General features: G+C 51.7%; 20 protein-coding genes. 13 read left to right on the plus strand and 7 right to left on the minus strand.

Annotation, left to right across the window (positions count from 1 at the left end):
* Positions 1-24: 24 nt before the first annotated feature.
* Positions 25-654, minus strand: a complete 630-nt coding sequence (locus BIY29_RS05145) for a lysoplasmalogenase (protein ID WP_121574081.1) — start codon at positions 652-654, stop codon at positions 25-27.
* A 232-nt stretch (positions 655-886) separates the two neighbouring features.
* On the opposite strand from BIY29_RS05145, the gene BIY29_RS05150 reads away from it, so the two are divergent.
* Both BIY29_RS05150 and BIY29_RS05155 read left to right on the plus strand, forming a co-directional pair.
* Positions 887-1,207: a DUF1820 family protein gene (locus BIY29_RS05150; RefSeq protein ID WP_009114875.1), complete on the plus strand. Its 321-nt coding sequence runs from the start codon at positions 887-889 to the stop codon at positions 1,205-1,207.
* Positions 1,208-1,210: 3 nt separating this feature from the next.
* Positions 1,211-1,570 carry a DUF2500 domain-containing protein gene (locus tag BIY29_RS05155; RefSeq protein ID WP_121574082.1) on the plus strand — a complete coding sequence of 120 codons (360 nt, stop codon included), beginning with the start codon at positions 1,211-1,213 and terminating at the stop codon, positions 1,568-1,570.
* 3 nt (positions 1,571-1,573) lie between these two features.
* Here BIY29_RS05155 and BIY29_RS05160 read toward each other — a convergent pair whose 3' ends face one another.
* The 3 genes from BIY29_RS05160 to BIY29_RS20795 all read right to left on the minus strand — a co-directional run bounded on the left by BIY29_RS05160 (position 1,574) and on the right by BIY29_RS20795 (position 2,634).
* Positions 1,574-1,852, minus strand: a complete 279-nt coding sequence (locus BIY29_RS05160; RefSeq protein WP_121574083.1) for a DUF1145 family protein — start codon at positions 1,850-1,852, stop codon at positions 1,574-1,576.
* Positions 1,849-2,445 carry a 16S rRNA (guanine(966)-N(2))-methyltransferase gene (rsmD, locus tag BIY29_RS05165; RefSeq protein WP_121574084.1) on the minus strand — a complete coding sequence of 199 codons (597 nt, stop codon included), beginning with the start codon at positions 2,443-2,445 and terminating at the stop codon, positions 1,849-1,851. The genes BIY29_RS05160 and rsmD overlap by 4 nt, the downstream gene beginning before the upstream one ends.
* 66 nt (positions 2,446-2,511) lie before the next feature.
* Positions 2,512-2,634, minus strand: a complete 123-nt coding sequence (locus BIY29_RS20795) for a hypothetical protein (protein WP_276310280.1) — start codon at positions 2,632-2,634, stop codon at positions 2,512-2,514.
* A 121-nt stretch (positions 2,635-2,755) separates the two neighbouring features.
* Here BIY29_RS20795 and ftsY point away from each other — a divergent pair, with 121 nt between their 5' ends.
* The 4 genes from ftsY (at position 2,756) to rpoH (ending at position 6,827) form a co-directional block, all read left to right on the plus strand.
* On the plus strand, positions 2,756-4,024 hold the full coding sequence (gene ftsY / locus BIY29_RS05170) for a signal recognition particle-docking protein FtsY (RefSeq protein ID WP_121574085.1): 1,269 nt from the start codon (positions 2,756-2,758) through the stop codon (positions 4,022-4,024).
* 5 nt (positions 4,025-4,029) lie between these two features.
* Positions 4,030-4,701 carry a cell division ATP-binding protein FtsE gene (ftsE, locus tag BIY29_RS05175; RefSeq protein ID WP_121574086.1) on the plus strand — a complete coding sequence of 224 codons (672 nt, stop codon included), beginning with the start codon at positions 4,030-4,032 and terminating at the stop codon, positions 4,699-4,701.
* On the plus strand, positions 4,691-5,659 hold the full coding sequence (gene ftsX / locus BIY29_RS05180; RefSeq protein WP_121574087.1) for a permease-like cell division protein FtsX: 969 nt from the start codon (positions 4,691-4,693) through the stop codon (positions 5,657-5,659). Before ftsE ends, ftsX begins: the two co-directional genes overlap by 11 nt.
* 310 nt (positions 5,660-5,969) lie before the next feature.
* Complete coding sequence (gene rpoH, locus BIY29_RS05185) at positions 5,970-6,827, plus strand: RNA polymerase sigma factor RpoH (RefSeq protein ID WP_121574088.1); 858 nt, start codon at positions 5,970-5,972, stop codon at positions 6,825-6,827.
* Between the two features lie 79 nt (positions 6,828-6,906).
* Here rpoH and panM read toward each other — a convergent pair whose 3' ends face one another.
* The gene (panM, locus tag BIY29_RS05190; protein ID WP_121574089.1) at positions 6,907-7,308 is read right to left on the minus strand and encodes an aspartate 1-decarboxylase autocleavage activator PanM; all 402 of its coding nucleotides are present in this window, start codon (positions 7,306-7,308) and stop codon (positions 6,907-6,909) included.
* Between the two features lie 400 nt (positions 7,309-7,708).
* Between panM and BIY29_RS05195 the strand changes: the two genes are divergently transcribed.
* From BIY29_RS05195 to BIY29_RS05220, 6 genes are all read left to right on the plus strand, one after another.
* Complete coding sequence (locus BIY29_RS05195; protein ID WP_121574090.1) at positions 7,709-8,821, plus strand: branched-chain amino acid ABC transporter substrate-binding protein; 1,113 nt, start codon at positions 7,709-7,711, stop codon at positions 8,819-8,821.
* A gap of 79 nt (positions 8,822-8,900) precedes the next feature.
* Positions 8,901-9,827 carry a high-affinity branched-chain amino acid ABC transporter permease LivH gene (livH, locus tag BIY29_RS05200; protein ID WP_121574091.1) on the plus strand — a complete coding sequence of 309 codons (927 nt, stop codon included), beginning with the start codon at positions 8,901-8,903 and terminating at the stop codon, positions 9,825-9,827.
* Entirely contained in the window at positions 9,824-11,095 is a 1,272-nt protein-coding gene (locus BIY29_RS05205) for a high-affinity branched-chain amino acid ABC transporter permease LivM (protein ID WP_121574092.1), read from the plus strand. The genes livH and BIY29_RS05205 overlap by 4 nt, the downstream gene beginning before the upstream one ends.
* Positions 11,092-11,862: a high-affinity branched-chain amino acid ABC transporter ATP-binding protein LivG gene (livG, locus tag BIY29_RS05210; RefSeq protein ID WP_121574093.1), complete on the plus strand. Its 771-nt coding sequence runs from the start codon at positions 11,092-11,094 to the stop codon at positions 11,860-11,862. Before BIY29_RS05205 ends, livG begins: the two co-directional genes overlap by 4 nt.
* Before the next feature lie 5 nt (positions 11,863-11,867).
* Positions 11,868-12,569, plus strand: a complete 702-nt coding sequence (gene livF / locus BIY29_RS05215) for a high-affinity branched-chain amino acid ABC transporter ATP-binding protein LivF (RefSeq protein WP_121574094.1) — start codon at positions 11,868-11,870, stop codon at positions 12,567-12,569.
* Positions 12,570-12,622: 53 nt separating this feature from the next.
* Positions 12,623-13,807 (plus strand): aminotransferase-like domain-containing protein, encoded by a 1,185-nt coding sequence (locus BIY29_RS05220; RefSeq protein ID WP_420808406.1) that lies wholly within the window; start codon positions 12,623-12,625, stop codon positions 13,805-13,807.
* Between the two features lie 151 nt (positions 13,808-13,958).
* Here the strand turns inward: BIY29_RS05220 and BIY29_RS05225 are convergent, their stop codons facing one another.
* Together BIY29_RS05225 and BIY29_RS05230 are read right to left on the minus strand one after the other, a co-directional pair.
* Entirely contained in the window at positions 13,959-15,608 is a 1,650-nt protein-coding gene (locus BIY29_RS05225; protein ID WP_121574096.1) for a methyl-accepting chemotaxis protein, read from the minus strand.
* Between the two features lie 340 nt (positions 15,609-15,948).
* Entirely contained in the window at positions 15,949-17,607 is a 1,659-nt protein-coding gene (locus BIY29_RS05230) for a methyl-accepting chemotaxis protein (protein WP_121574097.1), read from the minus strand.
* A gap of 462 nt (positions 17,608-18,069) precedes the next feature.
* On the opposite strand from BIY29_RS05230, the gene ugpB reads away from it, so the two are divergent.
* Entirely contained in the window at positions 18,070-19,407 is a 1,338-nt protein-coding gene (ugpB, locus tag BIY29_RS05235; protein WP_121574098.1) for a sn-glycerol-3-phosphate ABC transporter substrate-binding protein UgpB, read from the plus strand.
* Positions 19,408-19,430: the final 23 nt, after the last annotated feature.

The following is a 19,430-nucleotide window of genomic DNA, read 5'->3' on the forward strand; positions in this document are numbered from 1 at the left end:
AGCGTTTCGCCTACTTTGTGTGCACTAAAAATAGAGCGAGCGAACGATTAAGAAATGTCCGCCGAAATAGCATGCCGCCACAATGGCCTGATGGGCGCGAAAATTAATGCGGTAGTGGTGAATAAGCCAGGCCGCATGGGCGATAAACAGCAACAAACTGCCTGCCAACAGCGAGAAATTATAATCCGTTCCGAGGGCAAAATAACGCTCGCCGGCAACCCAGACCATCAGGGTGGTCATAATGATAAACGCGCATACCGGCCAGCGCTGAACACCCAGACGGCTCCAGATAATCACCATCAGTATTACGGCCAGAATGATAAGCACCAGCACCAGTGGCCAGAAGAACGTGAGCGCCATCTGGCCGGTGAAAAAACTTATCGTATAGAGCAAATGAGAGAGAAAGTAGGCGCCGAACGCATAGAGGAGCCGTTGTGTCGGCAATAATAACAAGGTATCCGCAACCAGCGAGGCCAGCAACCCGATGACAATCAGATAACCCGGCGCACTCAGTATCGGCGTTTGCCAGGCCAGCGCCAGCAGTAATAACAAGGTAACGGGTTTGAACAGCCAGCGCTGCCATACCGGACCACGGTAGCTGGCGTCAACATACAACCAGCCGGAAAAGAGCACGGCAATAAACGACCAAAGCATAGATTGTCCTTTTCTGAATTAAACCTGCCGGATAAAAGAAACCCGGAATAAGTGTTATCTCTCACCTGAGTGGATAAATCCGTCACGGCGTCCACCGTCTTATTATTCAGTGTAGGAGTATAAACAACATTGGGTGAGACAGATGCGTATACCGGTGCTTCATGTTATGTTATCAGCCCGTTTGATCTGCTGATTGGCGCATGTGAAACATCCTGAAGGAGAGTGTTGTTGAATGAGCAATGAACCCGCACTTTATCGTATTCAGTTTATGAATAACGGTAAAAACTATCAGCTTTATGTGCGTGAGTTGGTGCCAAGCAATCTATTTGGTTTTATTGAAATTGCTGACTTCGTATTCGATAGCCAATCAACGCTACTGGTTGACCCCTCCACTGAAAAGCTGAAAACTGAATTTTCAGGCGTCAGCCGTAGCTTTATTCCTTTACAAGCCGTGATCCGTATTGATGCGGTAACTGAAAAGGGCAGCGCCCGAATTTCCGAGCTGGGCGATAATGTCACGCATTTTCCTTACCTTCCAGGCAAAAAAAACTGACGAATGAGTGAAATCCCGCTGTTGCTGATACTGGCTTTCGCGCTGATCCTTACGCTGGCATGGCGCCAGTACCAACGTCAGCGCCATCAGGAAGCGTTGAATGACGCCACGCCGCTGCGCACGATATTGGCGGAAGTGAAAACCAAACGTGAATTTCCGCGTACTCGCAGCCGTTCCCGCGAACATGAAGTGGTGATGATGGAAAATATGCGTTTTGAGGCGATATTTCATCCCCTACATGGCGGAAATGATATTACGCTGCGGCTTGGCAAGACGGAATATCATCGGCTTGATAAAGGTATGCGGGGTATGTTGCAAGTTAAGGGAACCCGTTTTGTCGGCTTTGCTCCCCATCAAGAATAACGCTTATTTTCCGGGCTGTTCAGGCTGTTTTTTCTGCCAGGCCAGCAGTTCAAACACGCCAAACAGAAAAATGCGCGCCTGAAGCGCCTGGCTCAGTGATGAGTTTTCTTTTGGCTGGCTCGACTTTAGCAGCAGCAGTTGAAAACCGTGCATCAGGATCATAAACACCATCGCCACTGTCATAAAAATATTCAGTGGCTTGGGGAAAGGGTGAATCAGGTTAAATAGCAGAAATCCCCACACGCCCAGCATCAATAATCGACCCAGATTAATCCATATCACGGTGTTCCCCCTGTTTTCTCCTGGCGGACATATAAACGATACGCCACCTGACCGGCCATTTTTTCGCGGTGCAGTCGCCAGTTGCCCGGAATAGCCAACTGCGTATTCTCCGCCTCGGTTTCCACGTAGATCCACGCCTCTGGCGCTAACCATCCTTGCTGTTCCAGCAGTGATAACGAGTTGTTCAACAAATCCTTGCGGAACGGCGGATCGACAAACACCACGTCAAACGGTTCGCCTGCCTGAGCCAGCCAGCGCAAAGTATCAGTATTAACGACCTGCGCATTTTCTGCCCGGAGCAAAGTCAGATTTTGCGTTAATTGTTGAGCCACGGCGCGTTCCATTTCCAGCAGTGTGGCATAAGCGGCATAACGTGATAACGCTTCCAGCCCCAGTGCGCCACTGCCAGCAAAACAGTCCAGACACCGCGACTGCTGGATAACCGGCGCCAGCCAGTTGAACAATGTTTCACGAACCCGATCGGTGGTGGGCCGTAAACCGGGACTATCGGGAACAGGGAGTTTTCTGCCGCGCCACTGACCACCGATGATTCGGATCTGTCCGGCGGCTGACGATGCGTTTTTTTTAGCCATAGCTCACGTATTGATTGTCGTACTGGGGCAACCAGCCGACACAGTCAGGGAAATATAGGCGCTATTCTAACGGCGGTAAGGGGTTGAGGGAATGTTAAGATAACGTTGTTTAAGCCACGCAATGCAAAAGTGCAGGTGACGGCGCAAATTACCGGTTTGACATACTTCGTTACCGAGATTGTCGGCCATTGTCCCTCCTGGCTGCATGTTGATGTCGGCGGGAAAGTGTTAAACTCGTCGTTTGTAGGCAAAATAGTTTGGTTTTAATTATTTATTCGCTGTAGCAAGCGGCGTGGAGCGCGATTGCAACATGACAAAAGAAAAGAAGCGCGGTTTTTTTTCCTGGCTGGGATTAGGCCGACAGGACGAAGAACAGCAAGAGCAACCGCAAGATAAATCTGAAATTACGGATACTGATACCCATCTGGTCGCCGAACATGAACCAGAATCCAGTGAATCCCCCATACTGGAAAACGACGTGATGACCGGGCAGGAACGGGCGCAACAGCCTCACGCCGACGCGGAAGCACCGTTGACGGATACAACGCCGTTGGTTGAGGATAACGCCGGGGAAACTGAGCCGGTCATTGAAGCTGAACCAGAAGACCTCCAGCCCGATAACACGGCTCCGGCAATGTACGAACAGGAGCGTCCGACTAAAGAAGGTTTCTTTGCCCGCCTGAAACGCAGTCTGGTTAAAACCCGCCAGAATCTTGGTTCAGGATTTATCGGATTGTTTCGCGGTAAGAAAATCGACGACGATCTGTTTGAAGAACTGGAAGAACAGTTACTGATTGCCGATGTCGGCGTTGAAACCACGCGTAAGATCATTACCAGCCTGATAGAGCACGCCAACCGCAAACAACTGAAAGATGCGGATACGCTTTTTGTTAAGCTGAAAGAAGAAATGGCGACCATCCTTGCCAAAGTTGATGAACCGCTGAATATCGAAGGCAAAATGCCTTACGTGATCCTGATGGTCGGGGTTAACGGCGTCGGTAAAACCACGACGATTGGCAAAATGGCGCGGCAGTTTCAGGCGCAGGGTAAATCGGTGATGCTGGCGGCGGGAGACACCTTTCGCGCCGCTGCGGTTGAACAGCTCCAGGTCTGGGGCCAGCGCAACAATGTGGCGGTGGTGGCGCAGCATACCGGCGCCGACTCGGCTTCAGTGATTTTCGATGCCATTCAGGCCGCGAAAGCTCGTGGAGTGGATGTTCTGATTGCAGACACCGCTGGTCGTTTGCAGAACAAAGCCCATCTGATGGAAGAGTTGAAAAAGATTGTGCGCGTGATGAAAAAGCTGGATGGAGAAGCGCCGCATGAAGTGATGCTGACGCTGGACGCCAGTACCGGACAGAACGCGGTGAGTCAGACCAAGCTGTTCAACGAGGCCGTCGGATTAACGGGGATCTCGCTGACCAAACTCGATGGCACCGCCAAAGGCGGGGTGATTTTCGCTATCGCCGACCAGTTTGGTATTCCTATCCGCTATATTGGAGTAGGTGAAGGTATCGAAGATTTGCGGCCATTCAAGGCTGACGATTTTATTGAGGCACTTTTTGCCCGAGAGGATTAAAACGGATGATTCGCTTTGAACAGGTCAGTAAAGCTTATCTCGGTGGACGCCAGGCCTTGCTGGGGGTGGATTTTCATCTGCGCCCGGCGGAAATGGCCTTTCTGACTGGCCATTCAGGCGCGGGGAAAAGCACCCTGCTGAAACTGATTTGCGGTATTGAACGCCCCAGTGCGGGTCAGATTCTGTTCAGCGGACACAACATCAGCCGCTTAACAAAGCGTGAAGTGCCCTTTCTGCGCCGTCAGATCGGGATGATCTTTCAGGATCATCATCTGCTGATGGAGCGTACCGTTTATGACAATGTGGCGATGCCGCTCGTCATTGCCGGCGCCAGCAGCGAAGACATCCGCCGTCGGGTGTCCGCCGCGCTCGATAAGGTGGGTTTGTTGGATAAAGCCAGAAACTACCCTATCCAGCTTTCAGGCGGGGAGCAGCAGCGTGTCGGTATTGCGCGGGCAGTGGTCAATAAGCCCGCCGTTTTACTGGCGGACGAACCGACAGGTAATCTGGATGATGTGCTGTCCGAAGGCATTTTGCGTCTGTTTGAAGAGTTCAACCGGGTGGGGGTAACCGTATTGATGGCAACCCATGACACCGGGTTGATATCCCGGCGGAATTATCGGGTAATGACGCTATCCGAAGGTCGCATGATTGGGGGAAACCATCATGGCGAATAACAGCCGTAATGTGAAAAAGCCCGGCATGAAAGCCAAGTCGTTGCGTGGCGGTTGGCGGGAACAGTGGCGCTACGCCTGGATGAACACACTGGCCGATATGTTGCGTCAGCCGCTGGCGACGCTGTTAACCGTGATGGTGATTGCCATTTCTCTGGCGTTGCCGAGTATTTGTTATCTGATATGGAAAAATGTCAGTCAGGCTGCAACGCAATGGTATCCCACGCCGCAGTTAACCGTATATCTGGATAAATCCCTGGATGATAACGCCGCACAAGCGGTAATCGCCCAACTTCAGTCAGAAGACGGGGTCGAGAAGGTTAATTATCTGTCGCGTAATGAGGCAATGAGCGAGTTCCGTAACTGGTCTGGCTTTGGCGGTGCGCTGGATATGCTTGAAGAAAACCCGTTGCCGGCGGTGGCCATTATTACCCCCAAGATGAATTTCCAGAGTGCAGATACCCTCACGACGCTGCGCGACCGGGTGGCGGCGACACAAGGCGTGGATGAAGTGCGCATGGACGACAGCTGGTTTGCGCGGCTGGTGGCATTAACCAATCTGGTTGGGCAGATTTCCGCGACAATTGGCATATTAATGGTGATCGCCGTCTTTTTAGTGATCGGCAACAGTGTTCGCCTGAGTATCTTCAGCCGTCGTGAAACCATTAATGTCATGAAACTGATTGGCGCAACCGATGGCTTTATCCTGCGGCCATTCCTGAACGGCGGCGCTGTAATGGGATTTGGCGGCGCCGTGCTGTCGTTAATCCTGTCGCAAGCATTGGTGTGGAAGCTGGGTGCTGTCGTCACTCAGGTTGCATCAGTGTTTGGAACCACTTTTACAGTAAAAGGACTAAGTTGGGATGAGTCCCTGCTGTTGTTGCTTATCGCGGCGATGATTGGCTGGTTGGCCGCATGGCTGGCTACAGCCCAACATTTACGCCGTTTTACACCACAGTAATCTTTTTTTGCTATAATCTTCCCTTGTCATTCAGGCTATGAGCACAGGGGAAAACCCCTTGGCCGCAGCGCTTTTTTCGCTGCTGTCGGCGCATGATTTTCACTGATATTCGTCTTGATATGTTAAATAAGATGGATAAAAATATGAGGAACTTGCGAGCGGAATCACAGTCTGAATATACAGATGCTGCGCCATGATTGTTGCAAAACAGCAGCGTAAAGCAGTATTAATATCGCGGTTTGTCGGAGACAATCGCCTGAGCGGTTCTCTCGTGAGAAGCACCGCATAAATAAGTAATGAGAGGGGTTGAATGACTAAAGATATGCAAACTTTCACCTTAGTTCCCCAGGGCAGTCTGGAAGGTTACATTAGAGCCGCCAATGCCTATCCGATGCTGACGGCGGAGGAAGAGCGGGCTCTGGCTGAACGGCTGCATTATCAGGGCGATCTGGAAGCCGCTAAAGAGCTTATTCTGTCGCACCTGCGTTTTGTTATTCATGTTGCCCGTAATTATTCTGGCTACGGTCTGCCGCAGGCGGATCTGATTCAGGAAGGAAACATCGGTCTGATGAAAGCGGTGCGCCGCTTTAATCCTGAAGTGGGCGTTCGTCTGGTCTCCTTCGCGGTGCACTGGATTAAAGCTGAAATTCACGAATACGTTCTGCGTAACTGGCGTATCGTGAAAGTGGCGACCACCAAAGCGCAACGTAAGTTATTCTTTAACCTGAGAAAATCTAAAAAACGTCTTGGCTGGTTTAATCAGGACGAAGTTGAACTGGTGGCGCGTGAACTGGGCGTCACCAGCAAAGATGTGCGTGAGATGGAATCCCGCATGGCCGCACAGGATATGACGTTCGATCCCACGCCGGACGAAGAGACGCATGACGGCAAAGCGATGTCGCCAATGCTTTATCTACAGGATAAATCCTCTGATTTTGCCGATGGCATCGAGGAAGATAACTGGGACAATCATGCGGCGGATAAACTGACCTACGCGCTGGAAAGCCTGGATGAGCGCAGCCAGCATATCATTCGTGCGCGCTGGCTGGATGATGATAACAAGTCAACATTGCAGGAGTTGGCTGACCAATATGGCGTATCCGCAGAGCGGGTACGGCAGTTGGAAAAGAATGCGATGAAAAAGCTACGGGCGGCGATTGAAGCCTGATAGCGTAATCTCAGCACTCACGACCGGGCCGGTTGCCCGGTCGTTTTTTTTGATGACATCAATCTTGCCTTTGCCTACTTCAGTTTCTGATAAAACGCCAGCCGCCAGACACCGGCGAAAAACCGCAACTAATCATAAATTTCCCCAGCACCGACTCATCAACCGCAGCGTGATCGGCAGTAGCCAGCCAGCACTCTTTGATGTCGGGTAATTGCCGGAGTACCTCCTCTATGAGATACAGACCTACCCCATGTCGTCGGGTTTCTATACGTACCACAAGATCGCTCAGTTGGGCGTATTCCCCTTTGATTTCCACCATCACCCCCGCTAACAACCGATCATTAAAACGGGCGACAAATAAGCGGCGATCCAGTGCCAGCCCAGCTTGCAGAAGATCGAGATTCTGATGCGGCCAGATTTTAGCCAGATCAATTTTATCCTGGTGACTGAATTCAGTAAGACACTCAACGGTCAGTTTCATTTACGAGCACTCCATTAAATGAGTGAAGAATAATATATCTTATTTGTAGTCAAATAGTTACATGATAAATTTTAACAGGGAGAATTATTTTTTGATTCTCCAATTTTTCGAGTAAACCGTCATCGGTTCACGTGCAACGTAACACAGGCAAGCATAAATAAATTAAATGCTGGGTTTTAAAGCTAGCATTTTATGCTGTGAAGACAGCTCGCCTTTGATAGAATTCGTTAATTCACAGCATAAAAATCCTGCTTAATAATATGAAAAATAAAAACTTATTATAAATTATCACTACTAACAGGCTTAACCTATTTTTGTATATCAGGAAAAAGGTTATCTTATGACACTGAACCGTCAATTTTTCGACAGTATCCATAATAACGATACATAGGGTAAACGGATGAAATTTAGTAAAGGTAAAACACTGCTGATGGGATGCATGGCAATCGCATTGAGTCAGGCTGCAAACGCCGCAGATATTAAGGTGGCGGTTGTCGGTGCAATGTCTGGCCCGGTAGCGCAGTATGGCGATATGGAGTTCATTGGCGCACGTCAGGCCATTGCCGATATCAATGCCAAAGGCGGCGTGAACGGCAATAAACTGGTTGGCGTTGAATATGATGATGCCTGTGACCCGAAACAGGCGGTCGCCGTAGCAAACAAGGTTATTAATGACGGTATTCGCTATGTGATTGGTCATCTGTGTTCTTCCTCCACCCAGCCTGCGTCTGATATTTACGAAGAAGAAGGCGTGATTATGATTACGCCAGCCGCGACCAACGCCGACCTGACCACCCGTGGTTATGAACTGATACTGCGCACCACCGGCCTCGATTCTGATCAGGGCCCGACCGCCGCGAAATACATTGTCGAGACGATTAAACCTCAGCGTATCGCCATTGTGCATGATAAACAGCAATACGGCGAAGGATTGGCTCGTTCTGTTCAGGATAACCTGAAAAAAACCGGGGCGAACGTTGTGCTGTTTGAAGGTGTGACAGCGGGCGACAAAGACTTCTCCACGCTGGTTGCGCGTTTGAAGAAAGAAAACGTGGACTTCGTTTATTTTGGCGGATACTACCCGGAAATGGGGCAAATTCTGCGCCAGGCCCGCCAGGCGGGCATGACGACCAAATTTATGGGGCCAGAGGGCGTGGGCAACTCATCACTGTCTAATATCGCGGGTGAAGCCTCTGAAGGTATGCTGGTCACCTTGCCTAAGCGTTACGATCAGGTGCCGGCAAACCAACCGATCGTCGACGCGCTGAAAGCGAAAAAGCTCGACCCGACAGGCCCATTCGTCTGGACGACCTATGCCGCATTGCAGTCCCTGACTACTGCCATGCAGCGTAGCGGCAGCATGGAACCAGACTCGCTGGCAAGCGATCTGAAAGCAAAATCAGTTGATACCGTGATGGGCCCATTAAGTTGGGACGCAAAAGGTGACCTGAAAGGGTTCGAGTTTGGTGTATTTGAGTGGCACGCAGACGGTACTTCCAGCGTTGTGAAATAATCAACCGATTCTGTATTAATCCCTCAATACCGATGCCCCCGTGCTCGTAAGACGCGGGGGCTGAGTTTAAGGTTAAGGTATGTCCGAGCAGTTCCTCTATTTTCTTCAGCAGATGTTCAACGGCCTGACGTTGGGCAGCACTTATGCGCTGATCGCCATTGGCTACACCATGGTTTACGGCATTATCGGCATGATTAACTTTGCCCACGGCGAAGTCTATATGATCGGTAGCTATGTCTCTTTTATCGTTATCGCTGCCCTGATGATGATGGGCATTGATGCAGGCTGGTTATTAATCGGCGTGGCCTTTATCGCCGCCGTGGTGATTTCCAGCGCCTATGGCTGGAGCATCGAACGCGTCGCCTATCGTCCGGTACGCACGTCCAAGCGTTTGATCGCCCTTATCTCCGCCATCGGCATGTCAATTTTTCTGCAAAACTACGTCAGCCTGACGCAAGGCTCCCGTGATGTCGCGCTGCCTAGTCTGATAACCGGGCAATGGACGCTGGGCGAGAGCAACGGCTTTGCCGCGACGATCAGTACCATGCAGTTGACCATCTGGATTGTGACGTTCCTGGCGATGCTGGCGCTGACGCTGTTTATTCGCTATTCACGCATGGGACGGGCCTGCCGCGCCTGTGCGGAAGACCTGAAAATGGCCAGTCTGCTCGGTATCAGCACTGACCGGGTGATCTCCCTGACCTTTGTGATTGGCGCGCTGATGGCAGCGGTGGCGGGTGTGCTGCTGGGGCAATTCTATGGGGTGATTAACCCTTACATCGGCTTTATGGCGGGGATGAAAGCCTTTACCGCCGCCGTACTTGGCGGTATTGGCAGTATTCCCGGCGCAATGATCGGCGGGTTGATTCTGGGCGTGGCGGAAGCGCTGACATCGGCTTATCTAAGCACCGAGTACAAAGATGCGGTGTCGTTCGCGTTGTTGATCGTGGTGCTGCTGGTAATGCCCACCGGTATTCTTGGGCGTCCGGAGGTTGAGAAGGTATGAAACAGCTCAGTCTTTTCAATGCATTCGTCTCGGCGTTTATGCTGCTGGTGCTGGCTGCCTTTATCATGGGTATGCAACTGGAGCTTGATGGCACCAGACTGGTTGTCCGGGGAGCCGATCAAGTTCGCTGGTACTGGATCGGAGCAGGCTGCGTGGTGGTTTTTTTCTTCCAGCTAATCCGCCCTTTCCTTCAACAGAGCATGAAGAAATTTTCTGGCCCGTCGCTGGTATTACCGAGCTTTGACGGCAGTACGCCGCGGCAGAAAGTGCTGGCGATCCTGCTGATTATCGCCGCCGTCGCCTGGCCGTTTCTGGTGTCACGCGGAACGGTGGATATTGCCACCCTCACGCTGATTTACGTGATGCTGGGACTGGGACTTAACGTCGTGGTTGGGCTGTCTGGTCTGTTGGTATTAGGCTATGGCGGTTTTTATGCCATCGGCGCCTATACCTACGCCTTGCTGAACCACTACTACGGTTTGGGCTTTTGGGAAAGTCTGCCGCTGGCAGGCATGATGGCCGCGTTGTCAGGTTTCCTGCTCGGCTTCCCGGTATTGCGTCTGCGGGGCGACTATCTGGCGATCGTCACATTGGGATTCGGTGAGATTGTTCGTATCCTGCTGCTGAACAACACCGAAATCACCGGCGGCCCGAACGGCATCAGCCAGATCCCGAAACCGACCTTCTTTGGCCTGGAGTTCAGCCGCAGCGTCCGCGACGGCTGGGATACCTTCCATAACTTTTTCGGCCTGAAGTACGACCCCAGTGATCGCATTATCTTCCTTTATCTGGTGGCGTTGCTGCTGGTGGTGCTGACCCTGTTTGTGATCAACCGCCTGTTGCGTATGCCGCTGGGCCGCGCCTGGGAAGCGTTGCGTGATGATGAAATTGCCTGCCGCTCGCTGGGGTTAAGCCCGACCAGGATCAAGCTGACGGCATTTACCATCAGCGCCGCGTTCGCGGGTTTTGCCGGTACGCTGTTTGCAGCCCGTCAGGGGTTTGTCAGCCCGGAATCCTTTACGTTCGCCGAGTCTGCATTTGTGCTGGCGATTGTGGTACTGGGCGGCATGGGTTCGCAATTTGCGGTGATCCTCGCAGCCGTACTGCTGGTGGTTTCGCGTGAACTGATGCGCGATCTGAACGAATACAGCATGTTGCTGCTGGGTGCGCTGATGGTATTGATGATGATTTGGCGCCCGCAAGGTTTGCTGCCGATGAAGCGCCCGCAAATGAAGCTGAAAGTAGGTAAGAAGGAAGAGCAGGCATGAGTACGCAGCCATTATTATCGGTCAGAGGTCTGATGATGCGCTTCGGCGGTCTGCTGGCGGTCAACAATGTTGAGCTGGATATTCACGCGGGGGAAATTGTCTCGCTGATCGGCCCGAACGGCGCGGGTAAAACCACGGTATTTAACTGCCTGACCGGCTTTTATCGCCCCACCGGCGGCACGATTATGCTGCGCGATCGACATCTTGAAGGGTTGCCAGGACAGAAAATCGCCCGGATGGGCGTAGTGCGCACCTTCCAGCACGTACGTTTATTCCGTGAAATGACCGTGATTGAAAACCTGCTGGTGGCGCAACATCAGCACCTCAAAAGCGGCGTGTTCGCCGGGTTGCTGAAAACGCCGGGCTTCCGTCGTGCGGAATCAGACGCCCAGGATCGCGCCGCGGTGTGGCTGGAACGCATCGGTTTGCTGGAGCTGGCCAACCGCCAGGCGGGCAATCTGGCCTACGGTCAACAGCGCCGGCTGGAAATCGCCCGCTGTATGGTGACACGCCCGGAGCTGTTAATGCTTGATGAGCCTGCCGCCGGACTTAACCCGAAAGAAACCGACGAGCTGGATCAGCTGATCGCTGAGTTGCGCGATCGCCATCAGGTTTCTGTACTGCTGATTGAACATGACATGAAGCTGGTCATGGGGATTTCCGACAGGATTTATGTCGTCAATCAGGGGACGCCGCTGGCCCACGGCACCCCGGCTGAAATTCGCAATAACCCGGATGTCATCCGTGCTTATCTGGGTGAAGGATAACGTTTATGCTGTCATTAAATCAGGTTTCGGCCCATTACGGTAAAATCCAGGCGCTGCATCAGGTGAGCCTGCATATTGAGCAGGGCGAAATCGTTACGCTCATCGGCGCCAACGGCGCCGGTAAAACCACATTACTGGGTACGCTGTGTGGCGACCCGCGAGCAACGGAAGGCGCCATCACCTTTGATGGTAAAGACATCACCCACTGGCAAACCGCGCAGATTATGCGTGAGGCGATCGCCATTGTCCCCGAAGGTCGTCGCGTATTTTCTCGCATGACGGTAGAAGAGAATCTGGCGATGGGTGGGTTCTTTGCCGATAGGGACCAGTATCAGCAGCGGATCGAGCGAGTATACGGCCTGTTTCCACGTCTGTATGAGCGACGCGCCCAGCGTGCCGGCACCATGTCCGGCGGCGAACAGCAAATGCTGGCCATTGGCCGGGCATTGATGAGCCAGCCGCGTTTATTGCTGCTGGACGAACCCTCTCTGGGGCTGGCGCCGATTATCATCCTGCAAATTTTTGATACCATCGCGCAACTGCGTGAAGAAGGCATGACCATTTTCCTGGTGGAACAAAACGCCAATCAGGCTCTGCGTCTGGCCGACCGTGGTTATGTGTTGGAAAACGGTCATGTGGTGCTGGAAGATACCGGTGCGGCATTACTGGCAAATGAAGCGGTACGTTCAGCCTATCTGGGTGGTTAATCGAATTCAGGTCAGCTTGCCGACCTGTTCTGCAATAAGGTATGGGAAGAAAAATGTCTGAAGGGTTACTGGCGCACCGTATCGCGCAGTTGAAAAGTTCCGCCATTCGTGAACTGCTTAAACAGAGCAAGATGGATAATATTATCTCGCTGGCCGGAGGAATACCGTCGGATGCACTGTTTGATTTTGACGGTCTGAAGCAGGCAACGCAGTTAGCCATCACCGAGCAGTCGACCAGCGCTTTCCAATATGGGTTAACAGAAGGCAGCCCGATTTTACGCGAGCGCATTGCCGCTCTTTGCGCGGCGCGTGGCGTGAAAACGCAGGCTGAAGACATCGTAGTGACAGCGGGTTCACAGCAGGCGCTGGATTTGATTATGCGTGCGATGGTTGATCCGGGCGACATATTTGTGGTTGAACGCCCGACCTACCTTGCTGCGTTGCAAACGCTTGAACTGGCGCAGGCGCAGGTGATGTCCGTTGCCTCCGACCAACATGGCATGGTGGTGGATGAGCTGGAAACTTTGTTGCAAAAACGGCGCATTAAAGGCGTGTACATCGTGCCGAACTTCGGTAATCCCAGCGGCGTTACCCTGAGTTATGAGCGTCGCAAGCAGTTGATCACCCTGGCGGAGCGTTATGGTTTTGTCATTATCGAAGACGATCCTTACGGGGAATTGCGTTTTACCGAAGAACGTCACCCAACACTGTTCCAACTGGCTCAGGATGAACTGGGCAATACGGAACAGGTGCTCTATACCTCCACGTTTTCAAAGATCCTCGCGCCGGGCTTACGTCTTGGCTGGGCGATCCTGCCGGATTGGCTGTTGCATAAAGTCGCCATTATTAAACAGGCTGCCGATTTACATGCCAGCGCACTGTCGCAAAGCATCGTGGAATGTTATCTGGGGTTGGGTCGTTTGGAGGCGCAGATTGAAAAAATCCGGTATTCCTACAAGGAAAAAAGCGAGCAGTTGTCTGGCTTGATCGACAAAGAGCTGGGCGAGGTCATCACTTTTAACCAGCCGAAAGGCGGTATGTTTCTGTGGGCTACATTCCGTCAGCCGTTTAATACCACCGACTGGCTGAAAAAAACGCTGCATCAGGGGGTGGTGTTCGTGCCGGGTGAATTCTTTTTCCCTGATACGCCGGACTATTCAACGCTGCGCTTCTCCTTTGCAACCGCGACGGGAGCGCAGATGCATGAAGCGGTGGCAAGGCTGCGCAGGGCGCTGTAATCCATACAAAAAACTCAGGCCACCAATGCGGCATGAGTTTGGTAACACGCCCTCTGATTTTTATTTACCTTTCCTTGTCATTGAGGAGAAAGTACTTCAGGCACGTTTTAGCGGTTAGCGCTGCTGTTTATAAAATATTCAGGGTCGTCATTTAGAACTGTTCCCAGTCGCTGCTGGAGGAGAGCGCAAGTTTAGGCTGGGCCGGCTTGTTTAATGTCGGCGCAGCCGCAGGTGTTCTACGCGCCTGAGCAACAGTGAATACGCTCATCAGCTCCACCAGCTTGGCGGCCTGATCGCTCAGACTGTCGGCGGCGCTGGCGGATTCTTCCACCAGCGCGGCGTTCTGCTGGGTCACCTGATCCAGTTGGTTGATGGCATCGTTAATCTGGCTGATGCCATGCTCCTGTTCTTCAGTCGTGACGCCAATCTCGGTAATCATCGAGGCGACGTTGCGCACCTGTCTTACCAGTTCATTGATAGTGTCGCCCGCATCGCCAACTAATGCCGCGCCTTTATCCACTGTGGCGACGCTTTCGCCGATCAGATCTTTGATCTCTTTAGCGGCGGAAGCGGAGCGTTGAGCAAGAGAGCGAACTTCCCCCGCGACCACGGCAAAGCCCCTCCCCTGTTCGCCAGCACGGGCGGCTTCGACCGCCGCGTTCAGAGCCAGAATGTTGGTCTGGAAAGCGATGCCGTCAATCACGCTGATAATGTCGCCGATTTTCCGCGAACTGCCGCTGATTTCCTGCATGGTCTGCACGATATTGCCAACTGCATCGCCGCCTTTGGCCGCAGTATCGCTGGCAGAATTCGCCAAATGGGTGGCAGAACGAACCGTTTCTCCATTCTGACGAATAGCCTGGCTCATTTGCTCCATTGATGCAGCCGTTTGTTGCAGGCTGGCAGCCTGCTCTTCCGTTCGCTGGCTGAGATCCGTACTGCCTGCCGCGATTTCACTGGCGCCGATGGAGATGGATTCGCTGCTCTCACGCACCTGTTGCACGATACCTTGCAGGTGTTCACGCATACCGTTCATGGCTGCCAGCAGGCTGCTGCTATCGCCACGACGCAGATCGACCGGCATGGATAGCTTGCCTTCCGCCACCTGCCGGGCGATATGTACCGCATAGGCCGGCTCGCCACCCAACTGCCCCCTTACCGTACGGGTGATCCCCCAGGCAATCAGCGCGCCGAGCAAGGCGCTGATGGCGGTGAGGATTAACATCAGAGTACCGGCGGAATTGGCATCCGACATAAACCGTTGAGACATGGAAACCGTATCGTTCCTATGCGTATTAATCATGGTTGTCAGGGTGGACAGCGCCTTTTCCTGCGTACCTATCACTTCGTTCAGAATGACATTACGGGCACTATCCTGTTGACCTGAGCGGATAAAGTCGATCGCCTTTTTGACGGAATTTCTATATTCAAGGCGTACTGCATTAAAGTTTTCAAACAGCTCACGCGTTTTTTGCAGCTTTATGACTCCATCAAGCTGTTTTAATAACTCGCTGTTAGCTTTCATCATCTCTTCAACATGACGGATTTTCTCCTCCACACGCCGGGGATCGCTGTACAACGAGCTATCGCGGATGTCCTGTGCGATGATATTCATATTATCTTTGATTTCTTGCATCAACAGCAGATTGATTAGCCGGGTATTGGACAGATAGTTCAGATTGCTGCCAACAGACACCAGCTCGATGCGGCCAAACAGTGCGACAAGAAAGCCAATAACAATCACCAGCGCGAAACCGCTTCCAAGCATAGTGCTAAGTTTCATTTTTTTTAACTTATTCATAAAAGACCTCAGATTTTCCTTTAATAGTGGATCCAAACCGCACTCTGGTGGTTAACGATGACTTAAAGGGGATGTATGTAAGCATGAGCATATGTTGCATTTTTTTTAAAAATTCAACGCATGTTTTATCGACTGGTTAATTTTGTAATTTATTATTAATAAGTTAATAAACTAAAAAATGTGATATTTTATTTATTTTATCTTTATATATCAAAAGGTTATCAGCATAAACTCTCTGGCAAGAGGGAACCCGGGAGGGGTCATTCACGTTTGGGGCACATCAACGGACAAAAGGCCGCGAATGCGGCCTTTTGTAATTACTGTTACGCGAACGGCAGGGTTAGAACGATTCCCAGTCTTGCGTCCCAGACGTTGTTTTCCCTGCCAGTTTCAACGTCTGCGCCGGGCGGGAAGGAGTCTGCGGACTGGCTTTGCTCACGTTGGCATCGCTTAAGCGGAAAGTGCTCATCAACTCGACAAGACGCTTGGCCTGATCGCTCAGACTGTCGGCGGCGGTAGCAGATTCTTCTACCAATGCGGCGTTCTGCTGCGTAACTTCATCCAACTGATTAACTGCGTCATTCACCTGAGAAATACCCTGAGCCTGTTCACGGGTAGTAACACCGATTTCACTGAGCAACCCCGCTACACGGCGCACTTGTTCCACGATTTCACCCATCGTGGTTCCCGCTTCGTTTACCTGGTGTGACCCGGTTTCCACTTTCTGCACACTCTCGCTAATCAGATCTTTGATCTCTTTAGCAGCGGAAGCAGAACGTTGCGCCAGCGACCGTACCTCACCGGCAACCACGGCAAAGCCACGCCCCTGTTCACCTGCGCGGGCAGCTTCCACGGCGGCATTCAGCGCCAGGATATTGGTCTGGAAAGCGATACCATCAATGACGCCGATAATGTCGCCAATTTTGCGTGAGCTGGCGGAGATGTCTTCCATGGTGGAGACGACATTATTCACCACCTCTCCCCCTTTGGCCGCCGTAGCGCTGGCGGAGTTGGCCAACTCCGATGCCATATGGACGGTATCGGTATTCTGTTTGATGGTGGTGTTCATCTGCTCCATGGAGGCCGCAGTCTGTTGCAGGTTAGACGCCTGCTCTTCCGTCCTCTGGCTCAGATCGGTGTTACCTATCGCAATCTGGCCAGCCCCGGTAGCGATAGACTCACTGCTCTCACGCACCTGATTAACCGTGTTGCTCAAGCCATCACGCATGGCTGCCATCGCCGCCAGAACGCTATGGGTATCACCCGGGCGCAGTTGGACGTGCAGCGCCAGATTGCCCTGGGCCACCTGTTGTGCAATTTCAACCGCATAAGTAGGTTCGCCACCCAGTTGTTTCTTAATCCGGTAGGTAATGCCCCAGGCGACCAGCGCTCCCAACAGGGCCGCCAATGCCGCGATAATCAACATGAGCAAACCCGCGGAAATGGCCTGTTGTTGTGATTCGTTTGCGGTATCAACAGTCAACTTTGCCTGAAATGAAATCATCGCATCCAGTGCATTAAAAACACCGCTTTGCGCATCACGCAACTCACCGAACAGCACCGCACGGGCTTCTTCTGGCTGCCCTGACATCCCAACACTGATCGCCTTACTCACTGTCGCACGGTAGGACGGTATCAGAGCCTCCAGAGCTTGTGTACGTGCCCTGGCTTCCGGCGAGACGGTGCGCTCCTTAATCTGACTAAATAATTCGCTGTTACGCGCCAGCAGCTTGACAATGCGTTTCTCTTCTTCTTCCATTTCTTGCCGGTCGTCCATCAATGCAATATTTCTGATAATACGAGACATAGTATTGATGTTGTCTTTAACCTCCTGCATCAGCAACAGATTATTAATCCTCACCTGCGACAGCTGGATATTACCCCCCAATTCGGTCAGTTGCACACGGCCAAATAAAGCGACAAGACAGCCAATCAGGATGATGAGGGCAAAGCCTGAGCCCAGCATGGTTCCCAGCTTCATATTTTTTAACATATTCATAATATTCCTTGGTGTTGAATATCTACCGACAAACCTTCTTGCCGCGATATCTCTGTTTGATTTTTTTTCACGAAAGCGTTCAACACGCTATTGTTAATGGTTTGTTATTTTTATACTCATTCTCACGCCTGATTGCACTCAAGTGCTACAATAGTAAGTGATTGAATACACAGTATACGGGAGTGGCAATAAATCTATTGACGGATAAATAAGCTAAAATGGGCTTGATTGTCGCCATACAATAGTAAAAAACTGTGCAAGATATAATATTGATCGTTAATAGCTATTGCTTTAAGCGATTTCACTAATTAAAAAACCCTTCTCCATCATAGAAGCGACTCAGGTTGCTATCATACTGCTGTCATTTATCAGTTATTTTTTTGTCATACAGGCGTGTCATGTTACCTCCCGAATAAAGAGTGCTTTTCGTTCAAGCCAGGTCAAAAACTTCAGGAGACAGGCATGTTCAACCCAATAATTCGTAAAGCGCAGGTTGTTGGTAAAACGGCAGCGTGTATGGCATTGGCGCTGGCTTGCAGCGCCAATGCGCAGGCAGCCACCGAGATCCCCTTTTGGCACTCAATGGAGGGAGAATTGGGGAAAGAGGTTAATTCTCTGACCGATCGTTTTAATCAAGCGCACAGCGATGTCAAAATTATCCCGGTCTATAAAGGCAACTACGAACAAAATCTGGCCGCCGGGATTGCCGCTTATCGAGCCGGGAATGCCCCCGCGATTTTACAGGTTTATGAAGTTGGCACCGCGACAATGATGGCCAGCAAAGCCATCAAGCCTGTTTATGAAGTTTTCAAACAGGCGGGCATTGATTTCGATGAGTCGATTTTTGTTCCCACCGTTTCCGGCTATTACACCGATGCAAAAAGCGGTCATCTGTTGTCACAACCATTTAACAGCTCTACCCCGGTGCTGTACTACAACAAAGACGCCTTCAAAAAAGCCGGGCTGGATCCAGAGCAACCGCCAAAAACCTGGCAACAAATGGCCGAGTACACAGCGAAACTGCGTTCAGCCGGGATGAAATGTGGTTATGCCAGCGGTTGGCAAGGTTGGATTCAAATTGAAAACTTCAGTGCCTGGCATGGTTTGCCAGTGGCGTCTGAAAATAACGGTTTCGACGGTACGAATGCAGTACTGGAATTCAACAAGCCAACTCAGGTTAAACATATCCGATTGCTGGAAGAGATGAACAAGAAAGGCGACTTCACCTACTTCGGGCGTAAAGATGAGCCAACGGAGAAGTTTTACAATGGCGATTGCGCCATCACCACCGCGTCTTCCGGTTCGCTGGCGGATATCCGTCAACATGCCAAATTCAATTATGGCGTCGGTATGATTCCCTATGACGCCGATGTGCAGGGCGCACCGCAGAACGCCATCATCGGCGGCGCCAGCCTGTGGGTGATGAATGGCAAAGATGCCGCGACCTACAAAGGCGTAGCCGAATTTATGCAGTTCCTGGCACAGCCTGAAATTGCGGCGGAATGGCACCAGAAAACAGGCTATCTGCCTATCACCACAGCGGCGTATGAATTGACGCAGCAGCAGGGTTTCTACGAGAAAAACCCAGGGGCGGATATTGCGACGCGTCAGATGTTGAACAAGCCGCCGCTGGCTTTCACCAAAGGGCTGCGTTTAGGCAATATGCCGCAGATTCGTACCGTGGTGGATGAAGAGCTGGAAAGCGTCTGGACCGGCAAGAAAACCCCACAACAGGCGTTGGACAGTGCCGTTGAACGTGGTAATGCGCTGCTACGCCGTTTTGAGCAGTCCACCAAGTAGCACAACCCGGAAAAATGTTGGCC

Source organism: Brenneria alni, assembly GCF_003666245.1.
GTDB lineage: Bacteria > Pseudomonadota > Gammaproteobacteria > Enterobacterales > Enterobacteriaceae > Brenneria > Brenneria alni.